Below are 21,390 nucleotides of genomic sequence, written 5' to 3'. Positions count from 1 at the left end.
TCAACTCCCGTCGAAACATTGCGAAGCGTCGGGGCGATGGCCAACTGGCGCCCGGACCAGCCCCGTTCGACCCTTCACGCGGGACCTGACGGCCCATGCCCGCAGGTCGCGCCCGCGGACACCATGGAGGGGTGATGCCATCGCTTCGCGTCACGTTTCCGAACGCCGATCGAAATATCGAACACTTGGAAGGGTGGCCGACTGATGAAGCCCGAACTCTGCGTCGTGGGAGTCGACTTCGGCACGCTGTCGGGCCGTGCGGTGGTGGTGCGGGTCGGCGACGGCGCGGAACTGGCGTCGGCGGAACACCCCTACACGCACGCCGTGCTGGACCGGGAACTGCCCGACGGCACACCGCTGCCCGCGGACTGGGCGCTTCAGGTGCCGGCCGACTGGATCGACGTGCTGCGTACCGCCGTACCCCGGGCGCTGGCGGCGGCGGGGGTGCGGCCGGAGCAGGTGATCGGGATCGGCACGGACTTCACCGCCTGCACGGTGCTGCCCGCACTGGCCGACGGCACCCCGCTGTGCGAACTGCCCGGTCTCGCCGGCCGCGCGCACGCCTATCCCAAGCTGTGGAAGCACCACGCGGCGCAGGGACAGGCGGACCGGATCAACGCGCTGGCCGCGGAGCGCAAGGAGCCGTGGCTGGAGCGGTACGGCGGCAGGATCTCCTCGGAGTGGGAGTTCGCCAAGGCGTTGCAGGTGCTGGAGGAGGACCCGGAGGTCTACCGGCGCACCGAGCGGTGGCTGGAGGCGGCGGACTGGATCGTGTGGCGGCTGTGCGGCACGTACGTCCGCAACGCCTGCACCGCCGGGTACAAGGGCCAGTACCAGGACGGCCGGTATCCCTCCCGCGACTGTCTGGCCGCCCTGCACCCGGACTTCGCCGACTTCGTCGCGGACAAGCTGGACCAGCCCATCGGCCGGCTCGGCGACCGGGCGGGCGGCCTGACGGCCGAGGCGGCGTCCTGGACGGGTCTGCCGGAGGGCATCGCCGTCTGCGTCGGCAACGTCGACGCGCATGTCACCGCCCCCGCGGCGACGGCGGTGGAGCCGGGCCGGATGGTCGCCATCATGGGCACCTCCACCTGCCACGTCATGAGCTCCGACCGGTACGGCACCGTGCCGGGGATGTGCGGGATCGTCGACGGCGGCATCCTGCCCGGCCTGTGGGGCTACGAGGCGGGGCAGAGCGGGGTCGGTGACATCTTCGCCTGGTTCGTGCGCACCGGGTTCCCCGCCGCATACGCCGAGCGGGCCGCCGAGGCCGGGCAGGACCCGCACGAGTACCTGACCGCGCTCGCCGCCCGGCAGAAGGTCGGCGCACACGGGCTGGTCGCCCTGGACTGGCACAGCGGCAACCGCTCGGTCCTGGTCGACCACGACCTCAGCGGCGTCGTCGTGGGCCAGACGCTGGCCACCCGCCCCGAGGACGTCTACCGCGCCCTGCTGGAGGCGACCGCCTTCGGCACCCGCACCATCGTCGAGGCCTTCGAGACGGCGGGCGTTCCGGTGGAGGAGCTGATCATCGCGGGCGGGCTGACCAAGAACACCCTGCTGATGCAGATCTACGCCGACGTCACCCGCCGCCCGCTGAGCGTCATCGCCTCCGCCCAGGGCCCCGCGCTCGGCGCGGCAATGCACGCCGCCGTCGCCGCGGGCGCCTACGCCGACATCGCCGCCGCCGCCCACGCCATGGGCAAGGTCGATCGCGGCGTCCACCTCCCCGACCCCGGCCGGGCGGCGGCCTACGACCGCCTCTACGCCGAGTACCGCACCCTGCACGACTACTTCGGCCGCGGCGCCAACGATGTCATGCACCGCCTGCGCCGCATCCGCACCGAAGCCTCCTGACGAACCGGATCTCCCCGAAGGGAAGCGTCATGACCGCACCGAACGAGACCTACCAGCCTCAGGAGATCTGGTTCCTCACCGGCAGCCAGAGCCTCTACGGCGAGGACACCCTGAAGCAGGTCGCCGACCAGTCCCGCCGGATCGCCGGCATCCTCGACGAGTCGCCGAAGATACGCGCCCGGATCGTGTGGAAGCCGGTCCTCGCGGACGCCGAGTCCATCCGCCGGCTGTGCCAGGAGGCCAACGCCTCCGACACCTGCACGGGCGTGATCGTGTGGATGCACACCTTCTCCCCGGCCAAGATGTGGATCGGCGGACTCGGCGTCCTGGACCGGCCCGTGCTGCACCTGCACACCCAGTTCAACCTGTCGCTGCCCTGGTCGAGCATCGACATGGACTTCATGAACCTCAACCAGGCCGCCCACGGCGACCGGGAGTTCGCGCACATCGAGGCCCGGCTCGGCGTACCCCGCAAGATCGTCGCCGGACACGTCACCGAGCCCCGGGTGATCGCCCGTGTCGCCGCCTGGTCCCGCGCCGCGGCTGGCCGGCAGGCCGCCCGCACCCTGCGCCTGGCCCGCTTCGGCGACAACATGCGCGACGTCGCCGTCACCGAGGGGGACAAGGTCGAGGCGGAACTGCGCTTCGGCTACTCCGTGAACACCTACGCCGTCAACGACCTGGTCGCGCTCGTCGACGAGGTCGAGGACAAGGCGGCCGCCGAACTCGCCGCCGAGTACGCGGAGTCGTACGACGTGGTGCCCATCCTGCGTCCCGACGGCCCCCGCCATGACTCGCTGGTGTACGAGGCCCGGGTCGAACTCGCCCTGCGGGCCTTCCTGCTGGACGGCGGATTCACCGCGTTCACCACCAACTTCGAGGACCTCGGCGGCCTGCGCCAGCTGCCCGGACTGGCCGTGCAGCGGCTGATGGCCGACGGCTACGGCTTCGGCGCCGAGGGCGACTGGAAGACCTCCGCGCTGCTGCGCACCATGAAGGTCATGGGCGCCGGCCGGCACGGCGGCACCACCTTCATGGAGGACTACACCTACCACCTGGGCCCCGGCACCCCCCGCATCCTCGGCGCCCACATGCTGGAGGTCTGCCCGTCCGTCGCCGCCGGCCGCCCCCGCCTCGAGATCCACCCGCTGTCCATCGGCGGCCGCGAGGACCCCGTCCGGCTGATCTTCGACGCGGCGCCCGGCCCGGCCGTGGTCGTCGGCCTGTGCGACCTCGGCGACCGCTTCCGGCTCACCGCCAACGCCGTCGACGTCATGGCCAGCGAACCGCTGCCCTATCTGCCGGTCGCGCGGGCCGTGTGGGTGCCGCGTCCCTCGCTGGCCGAGTCGGCCGAGAGCTGGCTGCTGGCCGGCGCCCCGCACCACACCGTGCTCAGCTCCGCCGTGGACCTGGAGACCCTCACCGACTACGCCGCCATGGCCGACGTCGAACTCCTCACCATCGACGAGCACACCACCTCGGACCAGCTGGCCAAGGAGATCCGCTGGAACTCCGCCTACTACCGTCTCGCCCACCGGAGCTGACCATGAGCACTCATGTCCGCGACGCACTGCGCCAGGAGGTGCTGGAGGCCAACCTCGCCATCCCCCGGGCCGGCCTCGCGACCCTGACCTGGGGCAATGTCAGCGGGGTCGACCGGGAGGCGGGGGTCTTCCTCATCAAGCCGTCCGGAGTGCCGTACGAGGAACTGAAGGCGGACGACCTGGTGACGGTACGGCTCTCCGACGGGGCCGTCGTCGACGGCCGGCTGCGCCCCTCCACCGACACCGAGACCCACCGCTGCCTCTACCGGGCGTTCCCCTCCGTCGGAGGCGTCACCCACACCCACTCCACCCACGCGGTGGCCTTCGCCCAGGCCCGCCGGGACATCCCCGTCCTCGGCACCACGCACGCGGACACCTTCAACGGGCCCGTCCCGTGCACGCCCGACCTCACCCCCGAGCAGTGCGCGAAGGACTACGAGTACAACACCGGCCGGATCATCGTCGACCTGCTCGACGGCGACGACGAGCGGGCCGTCGAGGTCCCCGGCGTGCTGGTCGCCAACCACGGGCCGTTCACCTGGGGCGCGAGTGCCCGCGCGTCCGTGGAGCACGCGATCGTCTGCGAGGCCGTCGCCGACATGGCGATCCACACCATGGCGCTGGCCGCCACGGCACCGCCGCCGCGCCATCTGCTCGACCGCCACTACACCCGCAAGCACGGCCCGGGCGCCTACTACGGCAACTGACCGTCCCGGCAACGCGGAAGGCGGCCCGTGCGCACAGCACGGGCCGCCTTCTCACATCCGACGCGGATCAGCAGCCGAAGGTGTGGATCGTGCTCGTCCGGTAGGTCTGCCCGGGACGCAGCACCGTCGACGGGAAGTTCGCGTGGTTGGGGGAGTCCGGGAAGTGCTGGGTCTCCAGGCACAGCGCGTCACCCTGGCGGTAGGTGTGGCCGCCGGTGCCGGTGAGCGTGCCGTCCAGGAAGTTGCCGGAGTAGAACTGCAGGCCCGGCTGGTCGGTGGCGATCTTCAGGGTGCGGCCGGAGCGCGGGTCACGCAGGGTGGCGACGTGCTCGGGCCTGGCGGTGATGCCCTTGTCCAGGACCCAGTTGTGGTCGTAGCCCTTGGCCTGCACCTGCTGGACGTGGCCGGCGCGGATGTCCCGGCCGATCGACTTGGTCTTGCGGAAGTCGAAGGGTGTGCCGGCCACCTTCGCCAGCTCACCGGTCGGGATGAGACCCGAGTCGGTGGGCGTGTACCGGCCCGCGGCGATCGACAGCTCGTGGTCCTCGATCGTGCCGGTGCCCTCGCCGCCGAGGTTCCAGTAGACGTGGCTGGTGAGGTTGAGGACGGTGGCCTTGTCGGTGGTGGCCTCGTAGTCGATGCGCCAGTCGCCGTGCTTGGTGAGGGTGTACGTCACCTTCGCCTTGAGCGTGCCCGGGTAGCCCATCTCGCCGTCGACGGACGTGTAGTGCAGGTGGAGGCCGACGTCGGAGCCCTTGGTGAACGGCTCGACGTCCCAGATGTGCTTGTCGAAGCCCTGCTTGCCGCCGTGCAGGCTGTTGTCGCCGTCGTTCACGGACAGCTGGTAGCTCTTGCCGTCCAGGGTGAACTGGCCCTTGGCGATGCGGTTGCCGTAGCGGCCGATCAGCGCGCCGAAGTACGGGGTCTTCGCCACGTAGTCGTCGATGTTGTCGAAGCCGAGGGAGACGTTGGCGTAGTGGCCCTTGCGGTCCGGGATCTCCAGCCCCTGGACGACACCGCCCCAGTTGAGGACCCTCAGCCGCGTGCCGCCGTTCTCCAGCGACCAGCGGTAGACCTTGGTGCCGTCGGCGAGCTTGCCGAAGAGCTCCTTCACCGGCTTCCTGCCTCCCGAGGCGGCCTCGGCGCTGCCCGTGCCGAGGGTGGTCGCGGCGATGCCCGCCGCCGCGGCTCCTGCGATGACCGTGCGTCTGTTCAGTTCCATGTTGCGGCTCCCGTAAAGGGGTGGGGCCCCGCCTTGCGACGGGGCCCGAGCTGACTACGAACCGGACTTGCGCTTGTTCCAGACGTCGAAACCGACCGCGGCCAACAGGGCCAGGCCCTTGATGACCTGCTGCCAGTCGGTGCCGACGCCGAGGAGATTCATGCCGTTGTTCAGCACGCCGAGGACGAGACCACCGATGATCGCGCCGATGACGGTACCGATACCGCCGCTCATGGACGCGCCACCGATGAACGACGAGGCGATGGCCTCGAGTTCGAAGTTCAGTCCCGCCTTCGGAGACGCCGCGTTCAGACGGGCTGCGACCACCAGACCCGCCAGGGCCGCGAGCACGCCCATGTTCAGGAAGACGTAGAAGGTGACCTTCTTGTCCTTCACGCCGGAGAGCTTGGCCGCCGGCAGGTTGCCGCCGATCGCGTAGATGTGGCGGCCGAAGACGGAGTTGCGCATGACGTAGCCGTAACCGACCACCAGGACACCGAGGATGATCAGCACGATCGGTGCGCCGTTGTAGCTGGCGAGGGTCAGCGTCAGCCAGACGATCGCGCCGACCTGGGCGGCGAGCAGACCGTAGAACAGCCCCTTGGGCTGCACGTCGAGCGAGAACTCCTGCTGCCTGCGCCGGCCCCTGACCGCCTGCCACACTACCGACGCGGCCAGGACGATGCCGAGCAGCAGCGTGATGTTGTGGTAGTTGGTGTTCGGGCCGACCGCGGGCAGGAAGCCGTTGCCGATCTTCTGCAGACCGTTCGGGAACGGGCCGAGGGTCTGGCCCTTCAGCAGGATCTCCGTCAGACCGCGGAAGAGCAGCATGCCGGCGAGGGTCACGATGAACGACGGTATGCCGCCGTAGGCGATCAGGAAGCCCTGGATGCTGCCCGCGACCGCGCCCATCAGCAGGCACAGCACCAACGCCACCGGCCACGCCACATGATGGCTGACCGTCAGAACGGCCGCGAAGGCTCCGATGAACGCCGTCAGCGAGCCGACCGACAGGTCGATGTGCCCGGCGATGATCACCAGCATCATGCCGATCGCGAGGATCAGGATGTAGCTGTTCTGCAGGACCAGGTTCGAGACGTTGCGCGGGAGCAGCAGATCCCCGCCGGTCCAGAACTGGAAGAGCAGGACGATCAGCAGCAGCGCGATCAGCATGCCGTACTGGCGCCGGTTCTGGGCTATGAAGCCGAAGACCACCTGCACGAAGTTGCGGCCGCCGGACGGGCTTCCGCCGCCGGGCGGTGCCGCCGCCGGCGTCTTGTCGGTGACGTCCGTGCTCATCGGGATACCTCTTTGTCCTTCGTCATCTGGCGCATCAGCACTTCCTGCGTGGCCTCGTCCCGCGCCACCTCACCGGTCAGCCGGCCCGCGGCCATCGTGTAGATGCGGTCGCACATGCCGAGCAGCTCGGGCAGCTCGGAGGAGATGAAGACGACCGCCTTGCCCTCGGCCGCCAGCCGGTCGATGACCGTGTAGATCTCGTACTTGGCGCCCACGTCGATACCGCGCGTGGGCTCGTCCAGGATCAGCACGTCCGGACCCGCGAAGATCCACTTGCTGAGGACGACCTTCTGCTGGTTGCCGCCGGACAGCTTGCCCACCGGCTCGAAGACGGTCGGCGCCTTGATGTTCATCGACTTGCGGAAGCCCTCGGCGACCTGACGCTCCTCGTGCTCGTCGACCACGCCACGCTTCGCGACCTTGGTCAGGGCGCTCAGCGAGATGTTCCGGTTGACGGTGTCGATGAGGTTCAGCCCGTAGTGCTTGCGGTCCTCGGTGACGTACGCGATGCCGTGCCCGACCGCCTCCGAGACGGTCTTGGTACGGATCTCCTTGCCGTCCTTGAGGACCGTGCCGCCCGCGTGCCGGCCGTAGGTGCGCCCGAACACGCTCATCGCGAGTTCGGTGCGGCCGGCGCCCATCAGGCCCGCGATGCCGACGATCTCCCCGCGCCGGACGTTGATCGACACGTCGTCGACGACCTTGCGCGCCTGGTCGAGCGGGTGGTGCACGGTCCAGTTGCGGATCTCCAGCGCGGGCGCCGCGTCCCGCTCGCCCTCGTACGGGGTGCGGTCGGGGAAGCGGTGGTCGAGGTCGCGGCCGACCATGCCGGAGATGATCCGGTCCTCGGTGGTCTCCGGCGCCTTCACGTCGAGCGTCTCGATGGTCCGCCCGTCGCGCAGGATCGTCACCGAGTCCGCGACCCGGCGGATCTCGTTCAGCTTGTGGGAGATGATGATCGAGGTGATGCCCTGGTTCTTCAACTCCAGGATGAGATCCAGGAGTTTGCCGCTGTCCTCGTCGTTCAGGGCCGCGGTCGGCTCGTCCAGGATGAGCAGCTTCACCTTCTTCGACAGCGCCTTGGCGATCTCCACCAGCTGCTGCTTGCCCACGCCGATGTCGGCGACGCGGGTCTCGGGGTGGTCGCTCAGTCCCACCCGGCGCAGCAGCTCGCTGGCGTGCTTGAGCGTCTCCCGCCAGTCGATGAACCCGCCGGAGGCGTGCTCGTTGCCGAGGAAGATGTTCTCCGCGATGGACAGGAAGGGCACCAGGGCCAGCTCCTGGTGGATGATCACGATGCCGTGATCCTCACTGGCCCGGATGTCCTTGAACTCGCAGACCTCTCCCTCGAAGAGGATCTCGCCCTCGTAGGTGCCGTGCGGATGGACGCCGGACAGCACCTTCATCAAGGTGGACTTGCCGGCTCCGTTCTCTCCGCAGATGGCGTGGACCTCGCCCTGGCGGACTGTCAGGGTGACGTCCGACAGCGCCTTGACACCAGGAAAGGTCTTGACGATAGAGCGCATTTCCAGGACGGGTCCCGCCATGGTCGTGCCTTCCAATCAGTAGGGGGCGGCGGTTACTTGAGTTCGGCGTCGGTGTAGTAGCCGCCCTTGACCAGCACGTCCTCGTAGTTGCTCTTGTCGACGCTCACCGGCTGCAGCAGGTAGGCGGGGACGACCTTGGTGCCGTTGTTGTAGGTCTTCGTGTCGTTGACCTGGGGCGTCTTCTTGTTCAGCGCGTCGTCGATCATCGCCGCGGCGACCTTGGCGAGCTTGCGGAGGTCCTTGTAGACCGTCTGCGTCTGCTGACCCGCGATGATCGACTTCACCGAGGCGAGCTCGGCGTCCTGGCCGGTGATGACCGGCAGCGGCTGGCTCTTGGAGCCGTAGCCGTCGGACTTCAGCGCGGCGAGGACACCGATGGAGATGCCGTCGTACGGCGAGAGGACCGCGTCGACCTTGGCGTTGGAGTACGTGGAGGTGAGGATGTCCTCCATGCGCTTCTGGGCGGTGGCGCCGTCCCAGCGCAGGGTGGTGACCTGGTTGAGCGCGGTCTGCTTGGACTTGACCACCAGCTCCTTCTTGTCGATGTACGGCTGGAGCACGCTCATCGCACCGTTGAAGAAGTACTTGGTGTTGTTGTCGTCGTTCGAACCGGCGAACAGCTCGATGTTGAACGGGCCCTTCTTGCCCTTGTCCAGGCCGAGCTTCTGCACGATGTACGTGCCCTGCAGCACGCCGACCTTCTCGTTGTCGAACGAGGCGTAGTAGTCGACGTTCTTGGTGCCCAGGATGAGGCGGTCGTAGGCGATGACCGGGATGTGCGCGTCCGCGGCCTCCTGGAGCACGTTGTTCAGGGACTTGTTGTCGATGGCGGCGACGATCAGGCCCTTGACGCCCTGCGTGATCAGGTTCTCGATCTGGGAGACCTGGGTGTCCGGGTTGTCCTCACCGTAGACCAGCTTGGTCTTGTAGCCCTTGGCCTCGAGGTCCTTGACGACGTTCTTGCCGTCGGAGATCCAGCGCTCGGAGGACTTGGTCGGCATCGCGATGCCGATCGTGCCGCCCTTTGAGCTGCCGGCCTTCTCCTTGCTGCCGCCCGAACTGCTCTGCCCGCAGGCGGACAGGGTCAGGGCGAGGGACGCGGCTCCGGCTATCGCGGCGAGGGCTGCTCTGCGGTTGCGCATGGGTCATCCATCCTTGGGTTTCTCGTCGTTGAGAGAGGGTCAGGCTTCGGTGGGGAAGCGGTTGAGCGGTCCGGGCAGCCGGGAGCCGAGCGGCGCCATGTCGCCGTCCGCACCGTGCCGGGCGAGCAGGTCGAGAGCGAGACGGCCGCGCCGCACCCGCTCCCGGGCGGTGTCCAGGGTCACGTCCCGCAGGTGGGTGCCCCACGGGTAGATACCGGGAGCCTTGGACAGACCGAACTTCAGGTAGAGCGGTGCGCCACGCCGGATCAGCTCGGCGACCTCGTACATCCGGATGTAGCCGCCGAGGTCGTCGGGGGCCTCGATGTACATGTCCATGGGGGCGGCGGAGACCCGCCGGATCTCGGTGAGGTGATCCAGCGTCAGATCACTGGGCACGTTGAGGGAGTCGGCGCCGAGCCGCTCGTACACCGCGTACGAGGCGGGGTTGACGGGACCGATCAGCGCCGAGACCTTCAGGGTGGTGTCGGCCGGGATGATGCCCGCCGCGCGCGCCCGGTGCAGCGTCCACAGCACGCCCTCGTCGGCGACGAGGAGGCACTTGACCCCCAACTCCGTCGCACGGACGGCGTCCTCGACGCAGCCGGCGACGGCGTCGTGGCCGCGTGCGCGCAGTCCGGCCCCCCGCGAGTCGGACCGTACGGAGCCACCGATGTCCCAGGTACCGCGCGGCCCGGTGAACAGGCACAGTTCGATGTCGCGCTCGCCGGTCGCCTCGACCATCTCGGTGATCTCGGCGTCGCTCAGCATCCACACCCCGCTGCCCTGGCTGATCCGGTGGATCGGCACGTCCAGGCGCGAGGACTCCTTCAGGACGACGGCCAGCGCTTCGGGACCCTCGCACGAGGGGATCTCGGTGCGCCACTTGCCGCCGCCGGGGAAGGTGTGCGGGGAGGCGTCGGCGGGGTCGGGGGCGGGCGCGCCCATGCCGAGGGCCGAGAGCACCTGCTCACCGGGTCGGCGGGCCGCCGTGGCGGAAGCGTCGGTCGTCACAAGCTGTCCTTCGTGTTCGATATTTCGGACGAGGTTCGCGGCTCAAGTCATGGGGGGCTTGGGTGTGTGCCGGTACGGGGGCCGTCAGGTCGCCCCCGTACCGGCACACGGTCTAGGGGCGAAGCAGCACCTTGCCCACCTTCGGATCGCCGGACCCGACCAGCTCGATGGCCTCCGCGAACTGATCGAGCGGCAGCTCGTGCGTGACCAGGGGCAGGGGATCGAGCAGCCCGGCGCCGAACACCCGGACCGTGTGGGCCCAGGCGTCCGGCGGCGCGCCGAAGACAGTCGACACCTCCAACTGCCGTACCACTAGGGCCGTTGGGTCCAGCCCATCGGCTCCCGGCGCGGGAATGCCGGTCAGCACCAGACGTCCGCCGCGCCGCAGCAGGGAGGCGGCCGTGCACGCGGCCGACGCGGACCCGGCGGTCTCGATGACGACGTCGAAGTCGTCGGGGAGCTCCTGGTCCCTGGTCCGGAAGTCGGTGGCGCCGAAAGCTTTCGAAAGCTCCGCGCGGTCGGGTCGGGTCCCGACGACGAGCAGCTCGGCGGGCGAACCCGCCTTCAGGAACTGAACGGCGAACATGCCCAGCGTCCCGGTGCCGACGACGGCGACCCGCTCGCCCGGCAGCGCGTTCGCCTTGATCGCGGCGGCCGCGATGCAGGCGGCCGGCTCCAGCAGCGCGGCGGCCGTGAGGTCGGCGTCGTCCGGCAGGACGTGCAGCAGCCGTGCCGGCAGGGTGAGCGTGGTGGCCATCGCACCCGGCTGGGTGAACCCGGTCTCCTCGTACCCGCTGGTGCACAGCGTGGTCTCGCCCGCGTGACAGCGGTCGCACACCTGGCAGTTGCGGAAGCCCTCGCCGACGACCTTGCGGCCGACCAGCGTCTCCGGGATCCCGGCGCCGACCGCCTCCACGGTCCCCGACCACTCGTGGCCTGGCGTGAGCGGATAACGGACGTACCCCTCGGGCCGGTTGCCCTGGTACACCTCCCGGTCGCTGCCGCAGATGCCGACCGCGTGGACGGCCACCAGCGCCTCGCCGGGCCCCGGCTGCCGCGGGTCGTGCGAGGTCAGCCGGTGCTCGCCCGGCGCCTCGATGACGACCTGGGTGCTCACTTGCTGCCCTTGGGCTTGCGCTGTTCCCAGCCCTCGGCCCACAGGTCGAAGCGGGCCTGCTGCTGCGGGAACTCCGCGGCGGCGTCCACGTCGAGCTCGACGCCGAGACCCGGCGCGTCCGAGAGGTGGAAGTAGCCGTCCACGACCTCCGGCGCCCCCTTGACGACCTTCTTGATCTCCGCGTCCGCGAAGTCGTTGAAGTGCTCCAGGATCTTGAAGTTGGGGGAGGTGAAGCCGACCTGGAGGGAGGCGGCGGTCAGCACGGACCCGCCGACGTTGTGCGGGGCGACGAGCATGTAGTGGGTCTCGGCGGTGGCGGCCAGCTTCCGCGTCTCCCAGATGCCGCCGATGTGGCCTACGTCGGGCTGGATGATGTCCACGGCCTGGCTGTCGAACAGCTCACGGAACTCGATGCGGTCGTGGATCCGCTCGCCGGTCGCGACCGGGATGTCCACCTTGGCGGCGACCTTCTCCAGGGCCTTGAGGTTCTCCGGCGGGCAGGGCTCCTCCAGCCAGGCGGGCTTGAAGGGGGCGAGCTCCTTGGCCAGCCGCACCGCGGTCGCCGGCGAGAACCGCCCGTGCATCTCCAGCATCAGCTCGGCGTCCGGCCCGATGGCGTCGCGCACGGCCTCGATGAGGGAGACGGCGTACAGGCTCTGCTCGTGGTCGAGCTCGAAGTGCCCGGTGCCGAAGGGGTCGATCTTCAGCGCCTTGTACCCGCGCTCCATGACCCCCTGGGCGGCCTTGTGGTACGCCTCCGGGGTGCGCTCCGTCGTGTACCAGCCGTTGGCGTAGGCCTTGACCTTGTCCGTGACCTTCCCGCCCAGCAGCTGCCAGACGGGCACCCCGAGGGCCTTGCCCTTGATGTCCCAGCAGGCCATCTCGACGACGGCGATGCCGGACATCACGATCTCACCCGCACGGCCGTAGTCGCCGTACTTCATCCGGCGTACGAGGTCTTCCACGGCGAACGGGTCGGAGCCCAGAATGTGATTGGCCTCGGCCTCCCGCAGGTAGCCGATCAGCGCGTCGGTGTGGCCCAGCATCCGGGTCTCGCCGACTCCCGTGATCCCTTCGTCGGTGTGCACCTGGACGTATGTCAGGTTGCGCCACGGCGTCCCGACCACGTGTGTGCTGATTCCGGTGATGCGCACGGCAGTTGCCCCTTGCTGCGTCGTCTGCTTGCGTTCGGCCCATTCCGTGTGTTCGAGATTTCGTCACACGTTCGAAATGCTGGCGTGACAGTAAGGACGGGGCGGCGGGAGTGTCAATGGGTCGAACGCATAACGGTTTCGACACTGCTTTCGGCGCGCTTTTCGGTCGCCGTTTCGCAGATGTCCTCAACTCGCCACGCCGGGACAGATCGTTCACCACACAACTTTCACAGCTGTGCCTATGAACGTGACCTGCCAGGAACTTACTCTTCCCGCGTCATGGACTACTGCGACCCGTGCCGACGGCACCTCAACGGCGCGCTCGCCTGCCCGGGGTGCGGCACCACCCTCGAACAGCTCCGCGCGCAGACACCCGCGCACGACCCTGGCCTGCCCCCGTACGGGGACGGGCACGGGGTGGTGTACGACGGCCACGGCGACGAGGGGTCCTACGACGACGCCCCCTACGACGACGCCCCCTACGGCGACGCGCCCTACGACGACGAGGGCTCCCACGACGCCGAGGACGCCCCGGAGGACGGGCACCCGGCCGGCCGGGCGGCGCGCCGGGCGCAGAGCCGTGGGCGCGGACGCGGGCGGTCCGGCGGGAGCGGTGAGGGGCCCGCGGGCCCCGAGGGCGCGGCCAGTCGCCGCGATCGCAAAGCCGCCGCGCACCGCAGGCGCCGGCGCCGGGTGCTGCTGATCACCACGGCGGCCGTGCTCGCGGCGGGCGGCCTCAGCCTCGCGGAGCTGGGCATGGACGCCCCCTTCTCCTCGCCGACCCCGGTCACGGCCGGGGGCGACGCGGCCGAGGGCGGGGCGTCGGCGGAGGCGGGCGGCAAGGCCAAGTCGGCCGACGACCCCACGGGCACCCCGACCCAGGCGGCGTCCCCGTCGTCGACGGCCTCCAAGCCGCCCCAGCACAAGAAGAAGGACGAGCCCAGCGCATCGGCCTCGTCCACCCCGACCGGCACCGGCTCGGGAACCACGACGACAGCCCCCACGGCGGCGCCCCCGGCGACCACCGCGCCCCCCACGTCGGCCCCGACGACCTCGGTCCCGAGCCCGACCCCGTCCCCCACGAAGACATGCACACGGTTCCTGTGGTGGTGCAGCTGACGGCTCGTGCTCGAGGTCGGCCGGCAAGTCCCAGCCCGTCCGGCGTTTGAGGACGAGGCCCCTTCAGGGCCGAAGCGGGGGCCCGGGGGCGGCAGCCCCCGGTACGGCAGCCCCGGCCAACCCTCGCCAGGCCGACCCCGGGCACCCGAACATCACGCCCCCGACGGAGTCCCCAGCATCCGCTTCAGCAAATCCCGCAAAGACAGCCGCTCCGCGTCCGACAGCCCCGCGAGCGGCTCGCGCGCGAAGCGCAACCCGTCCCGCAGCTCCCGGGCGACCCGGAGCCCCTCCTCCGTCGCCGCCGCCAGCTTCACCCGCCGGTCGGCCGGGTCGGGCCGCCGCTCGACCAGCCCCCGCGACTCCAGCCGGTCCACGATCCCCGTGACGTTCGACGGCTCGCACTTCAGCTTCTGGGCCAGCTTCCGCATCGGCAGCGGTTCCAGCGACAGCAGGCTGAGCAGCCGGGCCTGCGCCCCGGTCAGCGTGTGCCGCGTCGCCGCCTCGTCGAAGTCCGCGTGGTAACGCGCCACGACGTCACCGATCAGCCCGACGACCTCGAGGGTCAGCGCGTCGGGACGCTGGGTCTGCTGCGGAGTGGCCATGGCTCCAGCCTACCTCATTGCTTGACAACCTGAAATATTCAGAGGCATGGTTGTTTCAGTAACTGAAGTAAATGCGAAAGGCTCCGTCATGATCAACCGCGAATGGCACCTCCTCTCCCGCCCCGTCGGCTGGCCCAAGCCCGAGGACTTCGCCCTGGTCGAGGCGGAGGCCGGCACGCCGGGCGAGGGTCAGGTGCTGGTCCGTAACGAGTACCTCTCGGTGGACCCGTACATGCGTGGCCGCATGAGCGACGCGAAGTCGTACGTGGCCCCCTACGAGCTCGGCAAGGTCATGCAGGGCGGTGCCGTCGGCGAGGTCATCGCCTCCAACGCCGAGGGCATCGCCGTGGGTGACCACGTCCTGCACTTCCTCGGCTGGCGCGAGTACGCCGTCGTGGACGCGAAGAGCGCCGTCAAGGTGGACCCGGTCGCGGCCCCGCTGAGCACCTACCTCGGCGTGCTCGGCATGACGGGCCTGACGGCGTACGCGGGCCTGCTGCGGGTCGGCGCCTTCAAGGAGGGCGACGCGGTGTTCGTCTCCGGCGCCGCGGGTGCCGTCGGCAGCCAGGTCGGCCAGATCGCGAAGCTGAAGGGCGCCTCCCGGGTCATCGGCTCGGCCGGCTCCGACGAGAAGGTCAAGCTGCTCGTCGAGGAGTACGGCTTCGACGCCGCGTTCAACTACAAGAACGGACCGGTGTGGGAGCAGCTCAAGGAGGCCGCCCCGGACGGCATCGACGTCTACTTCGACAACGTCGGCGGCGAGCACCTGGAGGCCGCGATCGGCGCGCTCAACCTCAAGGGCCGCGCCGTGATCTGCGGCATGATCTCGCAGTACAACTCCACCGAGCCGACGCCCGGCCCCCGCAACATGGTCAAGATCCTGCAGAACCGGCTCCGGGTCGAGGGCGTGCTGGTCGGCGACCACTACGACCTGCAGCCGCAGTTCGTCCAGGAGGTAGGCCCGTGGGTCGCCTCGGGTGCGCTGAAGTACCGCGAGACCGTGGTCGAGGGCATCGAGAACAACCTGGAGGCGTTCCTCGGGGTCCTGCGGGGCGAGAACACCGGCAAGATGATCGTCAAGCTGTAGGTCTTCCTCGTCAGGTCTTCCTCGTTGTTTCCGGAATGCGGTAACTTCTTTCCGAATTCCGTCGTCGATCGTGGGCGCGAGTCGCGGCGGACCGAGGAGGAAGACAACCGCATGCCCATTCAGCAGTCCGACGTCCTGTACAGCGCCGTCGCCACGGCCGAGAACGGCCGCGACGGCCGGGTCGCCACCGACGACGGCAGGCTCGACGTGGTCGTCAACCCGCCCAAGGAGATGGGCGGCAACGGCACGGGCACCAACCCCGAGCAGCTCTTCGCGGCCGGCTACAGCGCCTGCTTCCAGGGCGCCCTCGGTGTCGTCGCCCGCGAGGCGAAGGCCGACATCGCCGGTTCGACGGTGACCGCCAAGGTGGGCATCGGCAGGAACGACGACGGCTTCGGGATCATCGTCGAGATCTCGGCGCGGATCCCGAACGTCGACGCGGAGACGGCCAGGGACCTCGTCGAAAGGGCCCACCAGATCTGCCCCTACTCCAAGGCGACCCGCGGGAACATCAGCGTGACGCTGGTCTGACACCGGTCGTCGAGCACGAGCGAGGCCGCACCCCTGGACGTGGGGTGCGGCCTTCGTGGTGCCGCGGAGTCGGCCGGGCCCGCTCAGCCGGCCAGCGCCGCCGTGTGGACCGCCCTGACCAGGCGGTCGTTCTCCGGGGCCGCACCGCCCGGACAGGCGAGGCGGCGGCGGGTGTAGCCGTAGGCCAGGCCGCTGCGCGGGTCGGCGAAGGCCTGTGAGCCGCCCGCCCCGCTGTGGCCGAAGGCCCCGGCCCCCAGGACCGGATGCCACATGTCCGCCGTCGCCTGGAAACCGAGGCCGAACGCTCTGTGGGAGCGGCTCACCAGGTCGTAGCCGGCCGAGTGGATCTGGCCGACCTCGGCGATCGTGTCCGGCTTCAGCAGCGGCGCCTTCCCGTCCATCTCGCTGATCGCCGCCGCGTACATCCCGGCCAGCCCGCGCGCCGCCGCCACCCCGCCCGCGGAGGCCGGCCCCCTGGCGCGCACGGCACGGGAGTTGGCGTAGTCGACGAGCGTGCCCGCGTCCGGCGCGTGCGCGTTCATGGCGATGGAGGCGAGGGTGTGCGGGCCCGTCGGGGCCTCGTCCAGCACCGCCTGCTGCACGGGGGTCGGCATCATCGGCTGCGCCGGCCGGAACCGGGGTTCGAGGGCGGCGGGCAGCCCCAGATGGAAGTCCATGGCGTACGGGGCGCGGATCCGCTCCTCGTAGACGTCCTGGAGCGTGCGGCCCGTGGCCCGGCGTACGACCTCGCCCGTCAGCGCGCCGATCACCAGCGCGTGGTAGCCGAAGGCCGTGCCCGGACGCCAGAACGGCTTCTGGTCCGCGAGCCGTTCGGCCATGGCGCGGTCGTCGGCCAGTTCCGCGGGCGTGAACCCGCCGTCCGTGCCCACCACCCCCGCACGATGGCTGATCAGATCGCGCAAGGTCACCGAGCCCTTGCCCTCGGCCGCGAACTCCGGCCAGTAGTAGGTCACTTTGCGGTCCAGCTCCAGCGTTCCGTCCTGCACCAGCAGAGCCGTCACCAGATGGGCGGCGCCCTTGGAGGACGAGTACACGGCGTAGAGGGAATCGGGCTCCGTGCCGTCACCGGCCCACAGGTCGACGACCTTGCGGCCGTGCAGGTACGCGCACAACTGGCCCTCGTAGTCCGGCTGTTCCCCCGCCACGAAGGCGGCGAACTCCTCGCGCACCGCCTCGAAGCCGTCGGCGACGGTGCCGTGGATCTCCTGCGTCATCCGTTCTCCTCACCTGAACCGATGTCTGCCACTGCGAACGCGCGTACCTCTTCCGGAGAGCTTCCTGAGATCGGTACGGCCGGGTGCGCCTGTTCGACTCAACCGCACCAATGAGGAGTTGTGGTCACGGAACTCCCGGACCGCGCATACCGGGTGCCGTCCTGAGGGCATCCTGGGGTCGGACCGTCGGCGGCGCTCATGAGGCGAGGAGTCTCCATGGCAACGATCCCTTCGCTCCCCAGCAGGGACGACGTGCTGCGCGTGGCACGCAGCACGACCGACATCACCGGCCAGCTCCTGGACACGGCCGGCAACCTCACCAGGATCGCGATCAACACCTTCGACCCACGGGACGGCTCCGGCGCGGAGGTGCTGCGCGTCCTGCGCGAGACGACCGCGGAACTGGCCGAGGCGAGCGCGTCCCCGCAGGCACAGGAGGCGTTCTACCGCATCGTCGACACCCTCACCCGCCTCGGCACCAGCGGTGCCCCGCTGGCCGTCCACCCCGTGAGCGAGCCCGTCCGGGCCCTGCTCACCGCCCTCGGCGACAGCCTGCTCCCCGTCCTGGACGCGGTCGAGCCCGCCGTCGAGGAGTTCACGAACGCCCTGGGCGACCTGGTGGAGGCGTCCTCGCCGCTGCTGCCCGCGGCGGCGGGCGCGGCCGCCGGAGCGCTGCTCGCCCTGACCCCGGTGCTCCGGGCCGCCGCGGACGTGCTGCGCGAGTCGTCCCCCGAACTCAGCCGCATCGCCGAGGCCCTGACCGACGCCCTGGCCCCGCTGATGCCGCTCCAGGTGGCACTGGCGGAACGGGCGTCGGCGGCGGGCGCGGGCGTGGTCCGGGCGGCCCTCCCGCCGCTGGCCGACCTCACGGAGGCGGCGGCCGCGACGACGAAGGCGGCGCGTCCGGTCCTGGTGGCGGGGGAGGAGCTGCTGGTGTCGGCCCTGGAACAGCTGCAGCCGCTGCTCCTGGGCGCCGCCGCACGGGCCGGCGGCCTCGCCCGCGCGACGGCGGTACGCGTGAGCGCGGCCGTGTCACCGGCGAGCGACCGGGGCATCGTGGTGGCCGTCGCACCGGCGTGAAGCCCGCGCCCCGGCCCGGTATCCGCCCGCAACACCCCAACCGCCGCCGGGTAAAGTCCTCCCCATGCGTGATCTTGCCGCCGGCTTCAGCTACCTCCTCAAGGGCCAGCGCTGGATGGCCCGGCACGGCAGGCACTACGGCTTCGGCCTGCTCCCGGGCCTGATGACCCTGGTCCTCTACGTCGCCGCGCTCGTCGCCCTCGCCCTGTGGGGCGAGGACGCGGTCGCCTGGTCGACGCCCTTCGCCGACCACTGGTCCGTCCCCTGGCAGGGCCTCTTCCGCGGCTTCCTGACGGCGGTGCTCTTCGCGCTCGGCCTTCTCCTCGCCGTCCTCACCTTCACCGCCGTGACCCTCCTGATCGGCCAGCCCTTCTACGAGAACCTCTCCGAGAAGGTCGACCGGGACGTCTCGCCGGACGGCACCGCGCCCGAGTCCGGGCTCCCGCTCTGGCGCGAGCTGTGGATCTCGGCCCGGGACAGCCTGCGCATCCTGCTCCGCGCCGCCCTGTGGGGCGTGCTGCTGTTCGCGTGCGGCTTCCTGCCCTTCGTCGGCCAGACCGCCGTCCCGGTGATCGGCTTCTTCGTCACCGGGTTCTTCCTCACCGAGGAACTGACCGCCGTCGCCCTCCAGCGCCGCGGCGTCGAACTCCGCGCCCGTCTCACCCTCCTGCGCTCCCGCAGGACCCTGGTGTGGGGCTTCGGCACCCCGCTGGCGGTGGCGTTCCTGGTGCCGTTCGTGGCCGTGTTCCTGATGCCGGGCGCGGTGGCGGGCGCCACCCTCATGGCCCGCGACCTGCTGGGCGAGGAGAACGCCGGGGACGGGCCGGAGGACGAGCCGGAGGAAGAAGCCGTCACTTCCTGAACGTCGCGTCGGCGGCCACCGTGATGATCGCCCGGACCTGCGCCACGATGTCCAGCCGGTTGCGCACGAACTCGGCGTCCGTGATCTCGGTCGTGTTCCCGCTGCCGAACTGCAGCACCGGCGTGTGCACATGGCCGCCGGGCAGCGTGTCGTGCAGCCCCAGCCGGTCGCGCAACAGCGTCGCCCGGTAGGCGATCTCGTTGGAGAGGTAGTTCCCGCCGCCGCCCGCCCGGGCCGTCGACCCCTGCGTCGGCCCGTCCGGCCGCACCACCTCCGTCGTGCCGCCCGCCGGGATCTCGGTCACCTCGGTGTGGTCGTACACCGGGAACCGCCCGGTGTCGGCGGCCACGATCGCCCGGTACGGCAGGGTCGTCGTGGTCCACTGCGGCCGCGTGGCGGGGTCGCTCACCGGGACGGTCTCGGTGCGCCCGACGTTGTCGTTGTCCGGGAAACCGCCCCGCCAGGCGCCGTTGGTGCGCTCCACGTCGAACCGCCCGACCCGTCCCTGGCTGACGGTGGTGAACAGATCCACCTTCCTCAGGTACGGCCGCAGCGTCCGCTCCACCGTGCCCTCGGTGAAGTCCTGCCAGCGGACCGGGAAGACGACCGTCTCCACCCGCGCCGGACCGTCCGCCGTCCGGACCACCGTGCCGTCGAGGGCGAGCGCGGTGGCACCGGAGGGATTGGAGATCCGGATGTCCCGGTCCAGCGTGAACGGGTCGAACCCGGTGACGAGGATCCGCTTGAGCCCCCTGCCGTCCGGGTAGCGCACCTGCGTCTGCCCGCGCGAGGTCCGCTCCAGCACGTCGAGCAGCTGCGTCCGCTGCCGGTCGCTCAGCCCGAACTCCGGCTCCCAGGTCCGCACGTCGCGGGTCATGCCCAGCCGCGCCCAGTACAGCGGCCGGTCGTCGTCCCGGCTGAGGTCCCCGCCTGCCGGCCCCCGCCCCTGCACCCGGTCGACTGCCCGCCGCCACAACGCGCAGCCCTCACGGACCGCGATCCGCCGGGCCTCCGCGTAGGAGCCGGCCGCGCCCAGTTCACCGGCCAGCCGCGGTGCCACGTCGTCGAATCCCGACCTGCGGAGGATCTCCCGCGGCACGGCCTTGTCGAACCGCTGCTCCTCGACGGTGGGGGAGGGCGCGGTCCCGGCCGCCGACGCCGTGGTAGGGCAGGCGAGTCCCGCGGTCAGTGCCAGTCCGAGGAAAACCATCCGAACACGTATGGAGTTCAAGGGGGTTCAGGTCCTTCCGTCGCCGTCGTGGGGGAGCGTGGTGCGGACGGCCGCAGTATCGCGTGACGGAAGTGGTCCACGCCATGGGGTGAGGCTCAGGAGGCGGCGGGGCGGACCTGGGCCGCGGCCTCCCGCAGCACCCCGACGAACGCCTCCACCGCCGGTGTCGGCGTCCGCCCCCGCAGTGTCGCCGCGTACACCGCCCGGGCCGGGCCGCCCTCGTCCAGGACCCGCAGCAGCGTGACGTCCGGGCGGACGGACCCGGCCGCGAGCGCCGGGACCAGGGCCACGCCCAGGCCCGCGGCGACATACCCCTGCTTGGCCGTCCACTCGGCGACCACGTGCGCCACCCGCGGGCTGAACCCCTCGCGCAGAGCCGCGTCGAGAAGGGTGCCCTCGGGACGGGGACCGCCGGAGATCCAGTCGTCGTCGGCGAACCGCCCCAGCGGCACGGGGCCCTGGTGGCCGGCCAGGGGATGCCCGGCGGAGACCGCGACGTACAGGAACTCGTCGAGGAGGTGGCGCAGTTCGTACGACGCCGGCGGGGCGCCGCCCGTCGTCGAGACCACCGCCAGGTCCAGATGTCCCGCGGCCAGGCGGTCCAGCAGGCGGGGCGTCAGGCCCTCCTCGCGGGTGACCCGGACCCCCGGGTGACGGGTGCGGAACGCGGCCAGGGCGTGCGGCACCAGCGCCGCGTCGGCCGAGGGGAACGCCCCGAACCGCAGCCGCCCGCCCGCCACTTCCCGCAGCGCCGCGAGGTCGAGGGCGGCACCGCGCAGCGCCTCGGCGACACTCTCCGCGTACGGCACGAGGACCCGCCCGGCCTCGGTCGGCCGCACCCCGCGCGGCAGCCGGTCGAACAGCGGCGCCCCGCCGAGGGCCTGTTCCAGCGAGGCGATCTGCCGGGACACCGCGGACTGCGTCCACCCCAGCGCCCGCGCGGCCACCGTGAACGACCCGTGCCGGGCCACCTCCAGGAACGCCCGCAGCCACACGGTGGACAGTTCCGGCTCGCGATGCGTGTTCGGCATGGCAGCCATGCT

The 21,390-nt window shown here is 70.7% G+C and carries 19 protein-coding genes; 8 read left to right on the top strand and 11 right to left on the bottom strand.

What is annotated here, in order from left to right; all coding sequences use genetic code 11:
* Positions 1-204 precede the first annotated feature (204 nt).
* From araB to araD, 3 genes are read left to right on the top strand one after another with little or no spacing between them, the layout of a single operon-like run.
* Positions 205-1,857, top strand: a complete 1,653-nt coding sequence (araB, locus tag LN251_RS06710; RefSeq protein ID WP_458243570.1) for a ribulokinase — start codon at positions 205-207, stop codon at positions 1,855-1,857.
* 29 nt (positions 1,858-1,886) lie between these two features.
* Positions 1,887-3,401: an L-arabinose isomerase gene (araA, locus tag LN251_RS06705; RefSeq protein WP_458243569.1), complete on the top strand. Its 1,515-nt coding sequence runs from the start codon at positions 1,887-1,889 to the stop codon at positions 3,399-3,401.
* 2 nt (positions 3,402-3,403) lie between these two features.
* A complete protein-coding gene (gene araD, locus LN251_RS06700) occupies positions 3,404-4,108 on the top strand; it encodes an L-ribulose-5-phosphate 4-epimerase AraD (RefSeq protein ID WP_458243568.1) in 705 nt (234 codons plus the stop codon).
* Positions 4,109-4,175: 67 nt separating this feature from the next.
* On the opposite strand, the gene LN251_RS06695 is transcribed toward araD, so the two are convergent.
* The 7 genes from LN251_RS06695 to LN251_RS06665 form a co-directional block, all read right to left on the bottom strand.
* Positions 4,176-5,330, bottom strand: a complete 1,155-nt coding sequence (locus LN251_RS06695) for an aldose epimerase family protein (protein ID WP_458243567.1) — start codon at positions 5,328-5,330, stop codon at positions 4,176-4,178.
* A 54-nt stretch (positions 5,331-5,384) separates the two neighbouring features.
* Positions 5,385-6,629, bottom strand: a complete 1,245-nt coding sequence (gene mmsB, locus LN251_RS06690; protein WP_458243566.1) for a multiple monosaccharide ABC transporter permease — start codon at positions 6,627-6,629, stop codon at positions 5,385-5,387.
* On the bottom strand, positions 6,626-8,176 hold the full coding sequence (gene mmsA, locus LN251_RS06685) for a multiple monosaccharide ABC transporter ATP-binding protein (protein ID WP_458243565.1): 1,551 nt from the start codon (positions 8,174-8,176) through the stop codon (positions 6,626-6,628). The genes mmsB and mmsA overlap by 4 nt, the downstream gene beginning before the upstream one ends.
* 32 nt (positions 8,177-8,208) lie before the next feature.
* Entirely contained in the window at positions 8,209-9,318 is a 1,110-nt protein-coding gene (gene chvE, locus LN251_RS06680) for a multiple monosaccharide ABC transporter substrate-binding protein (protein ID WP_458243564.1), read from the bottom strand.
* Positions 9,319-9,357: 39 nt separating this feature from the next.
* Positions 9,358-10,263: a hypothetical protein gene (locus LN251_RS06675; protein ID WP_458244144.1), complete on the bottom strand. Its 906-nt coding sequence runs from the start codon at positions 10,261-10,263 to the stop codon at positions 9,358-9,360.
* Between the two features lie 178 nt (positions 10,264-10,441).
* Positions 10,442-11,446: a zinc-dependent alcohol dehydrogenase gene (locus LN251_RS06670; protein WP_249838727.1), complete on the bottom strand. Its 1,005-nt coding sequence runs from the start codon at positions 11,444-11,446 to the stop codon at positions 10,442-10,444.
* Positions 11,443-12,600, bottom strand: a complete 1,158-nt coding sequence (locus LN251_RS06665; protein WP_458243563.1) for a mandelate racemase/muconate lactonizing enzyme family protein — start codon at positions 12,598-12,600, stop codon at positions 11,443-11,445. Before LN251_RS06665 ends, LN251_RS06670 begins: the two co-directional genes overlap by 4 nt.
* Positions 12,601-12,879: 279 nt before the next feature.
* On the opposite strand from LN251_RS06665, the gene LN251_RS06660 reads away from it, so the two are divergent.
* Complete coding sequence (locus tag LN251_RS06660) at positions 12,880-13,719, top strand: SCO2400 family protein (RefSeq protein ID WP_458243562.1); 840 nt, start codon at positions 12,880-12,882, stop codon at positions 13,717-13,719.
* Positions 13,720-13,871: 152 nt separating this feature from the next.
* Here LN251_RS06660 and LN251_RS06655 read toward each other — a convergent pair whose 3' ends face one another.
* On the bottom strand, positions 13,872-14,321 hold the full coding sequence (locus LN251_RS06655) for a MarR family winged helix-turn-helix transcriptional regulator (protein WP_458243561.1): 450 nt from the start codon (positions 14,319-14,321) through the stop codon (positions 13,872-13,874).
* Between the two features lie 88 nt (positions 14,322-14,409).
* Here LN251_RS06655 and LN251_RS06650 point away from each other — a divergent pair, with 88 nt between their 5' ends.
* Positions 14,410-15,408, top strand: coding sequence for an NADP-dependent oxidoreductase (locus LN251_RS06650; RefSeq protein ID WP_458243560.1), 999 nt, complete (start codon positions 14,410-14,412; stop codon positions 15,406-15,408).
* A gap of 111 nt (positions 15,409-15,519) precedes the next feature.
* Positions 15,520-15,939, top strand: coding sequence for an organic hydroperoxide resistance protein (locus tag LN251_RS06645; protein ID WP_458243559.1), 420 nt, complete (start codon positions 15,520-15,522; stop codon positions 15,937-15,939).
* Between the two features lie 83 nt (positions 15,940-16,022).
* Here LN251_RS06645 and LN251_RS06640 read toward each other — a convergent pair whose 3' ends face one another.
* Positions 16,023-17,174, bottom strand: a complete 1,152-nt coding sequence (locus LN251_RS06640) for a serine hydrolase domain-containing protein (protein WP_458243558.1) — start codon at positions 17,172-17,174, stop codon at positions 16,023-16,025.
* A 216-nt stretch (positions 17,175-17,390) separates the two neighbouring features.
* Between LN251_RS06640 and LN251_RS06635 the strand changes: the two genes are divergently transcribed.
* Complete coding sequence (locus tag LN251_RS06635) at positions 17,391-18,254, top strand: hypothetical protein (RefSeq protein WP_458243557.1); 864 nt, start codon at positions 17,391-17,393, stop codon at positions 18,252-18,254.
* Between the two features lie 64 nt (positions 18,255-18,318).
* A complete protein-coding gene (locus LN251_RS06630; RefSeq protein ID WP_458243556.1) occupies positions 18,319-19,116 on the top strand; it encodes an EI24 domain-containing protein in 798 nt (265 codons plus the stop codon).
* On the opposite strand, the gene LN251_RS06625 is transcribed toward LN251_RS06630, so the two are convergent.
* The gene (locus tag LN251_RS06625) at positions 19,106-20,347 is read right to left on the bottom strand and encodes a pyroglutamyl peptidase (protein ID WP_458243555.1); all 1,242 of its coding nucleotides are present in this window, start codon (positions 20,345-20,347) and stop codon (positions 19,106-19,108) included. The two genes, LN251_RS06630 and LN251_RS06625, sit on opposite strands and share 11 nt — an antisense overlap.
* A gap of 95 nt (positions 20,348-20,442) precedes the next feature.
* Positions 20,443-21,387 carry a LysR family transcriptional regulator gene (locus LN251_RS06620; RefSeq protein WP_458243554.1) on the bottom strand — a complete coding sequence of 315 codons (945 nt, stop codon included), beginning with the start codon at positions 21,385-21,387 and terminating at the stop codon, positions 20,443-20,445.
* Positions 21,388-21,390: the final 3 nt, after the last annotated feature.

It is taken from the genome of Streptomyces sp. MAI_2237 (assembly GCF_054189285.1).
The sequence above is the reverse complement of the archived record's forward strand: the minus strand, read 5'-3'. Positions and strand labels throughout refer to the sequence as shown.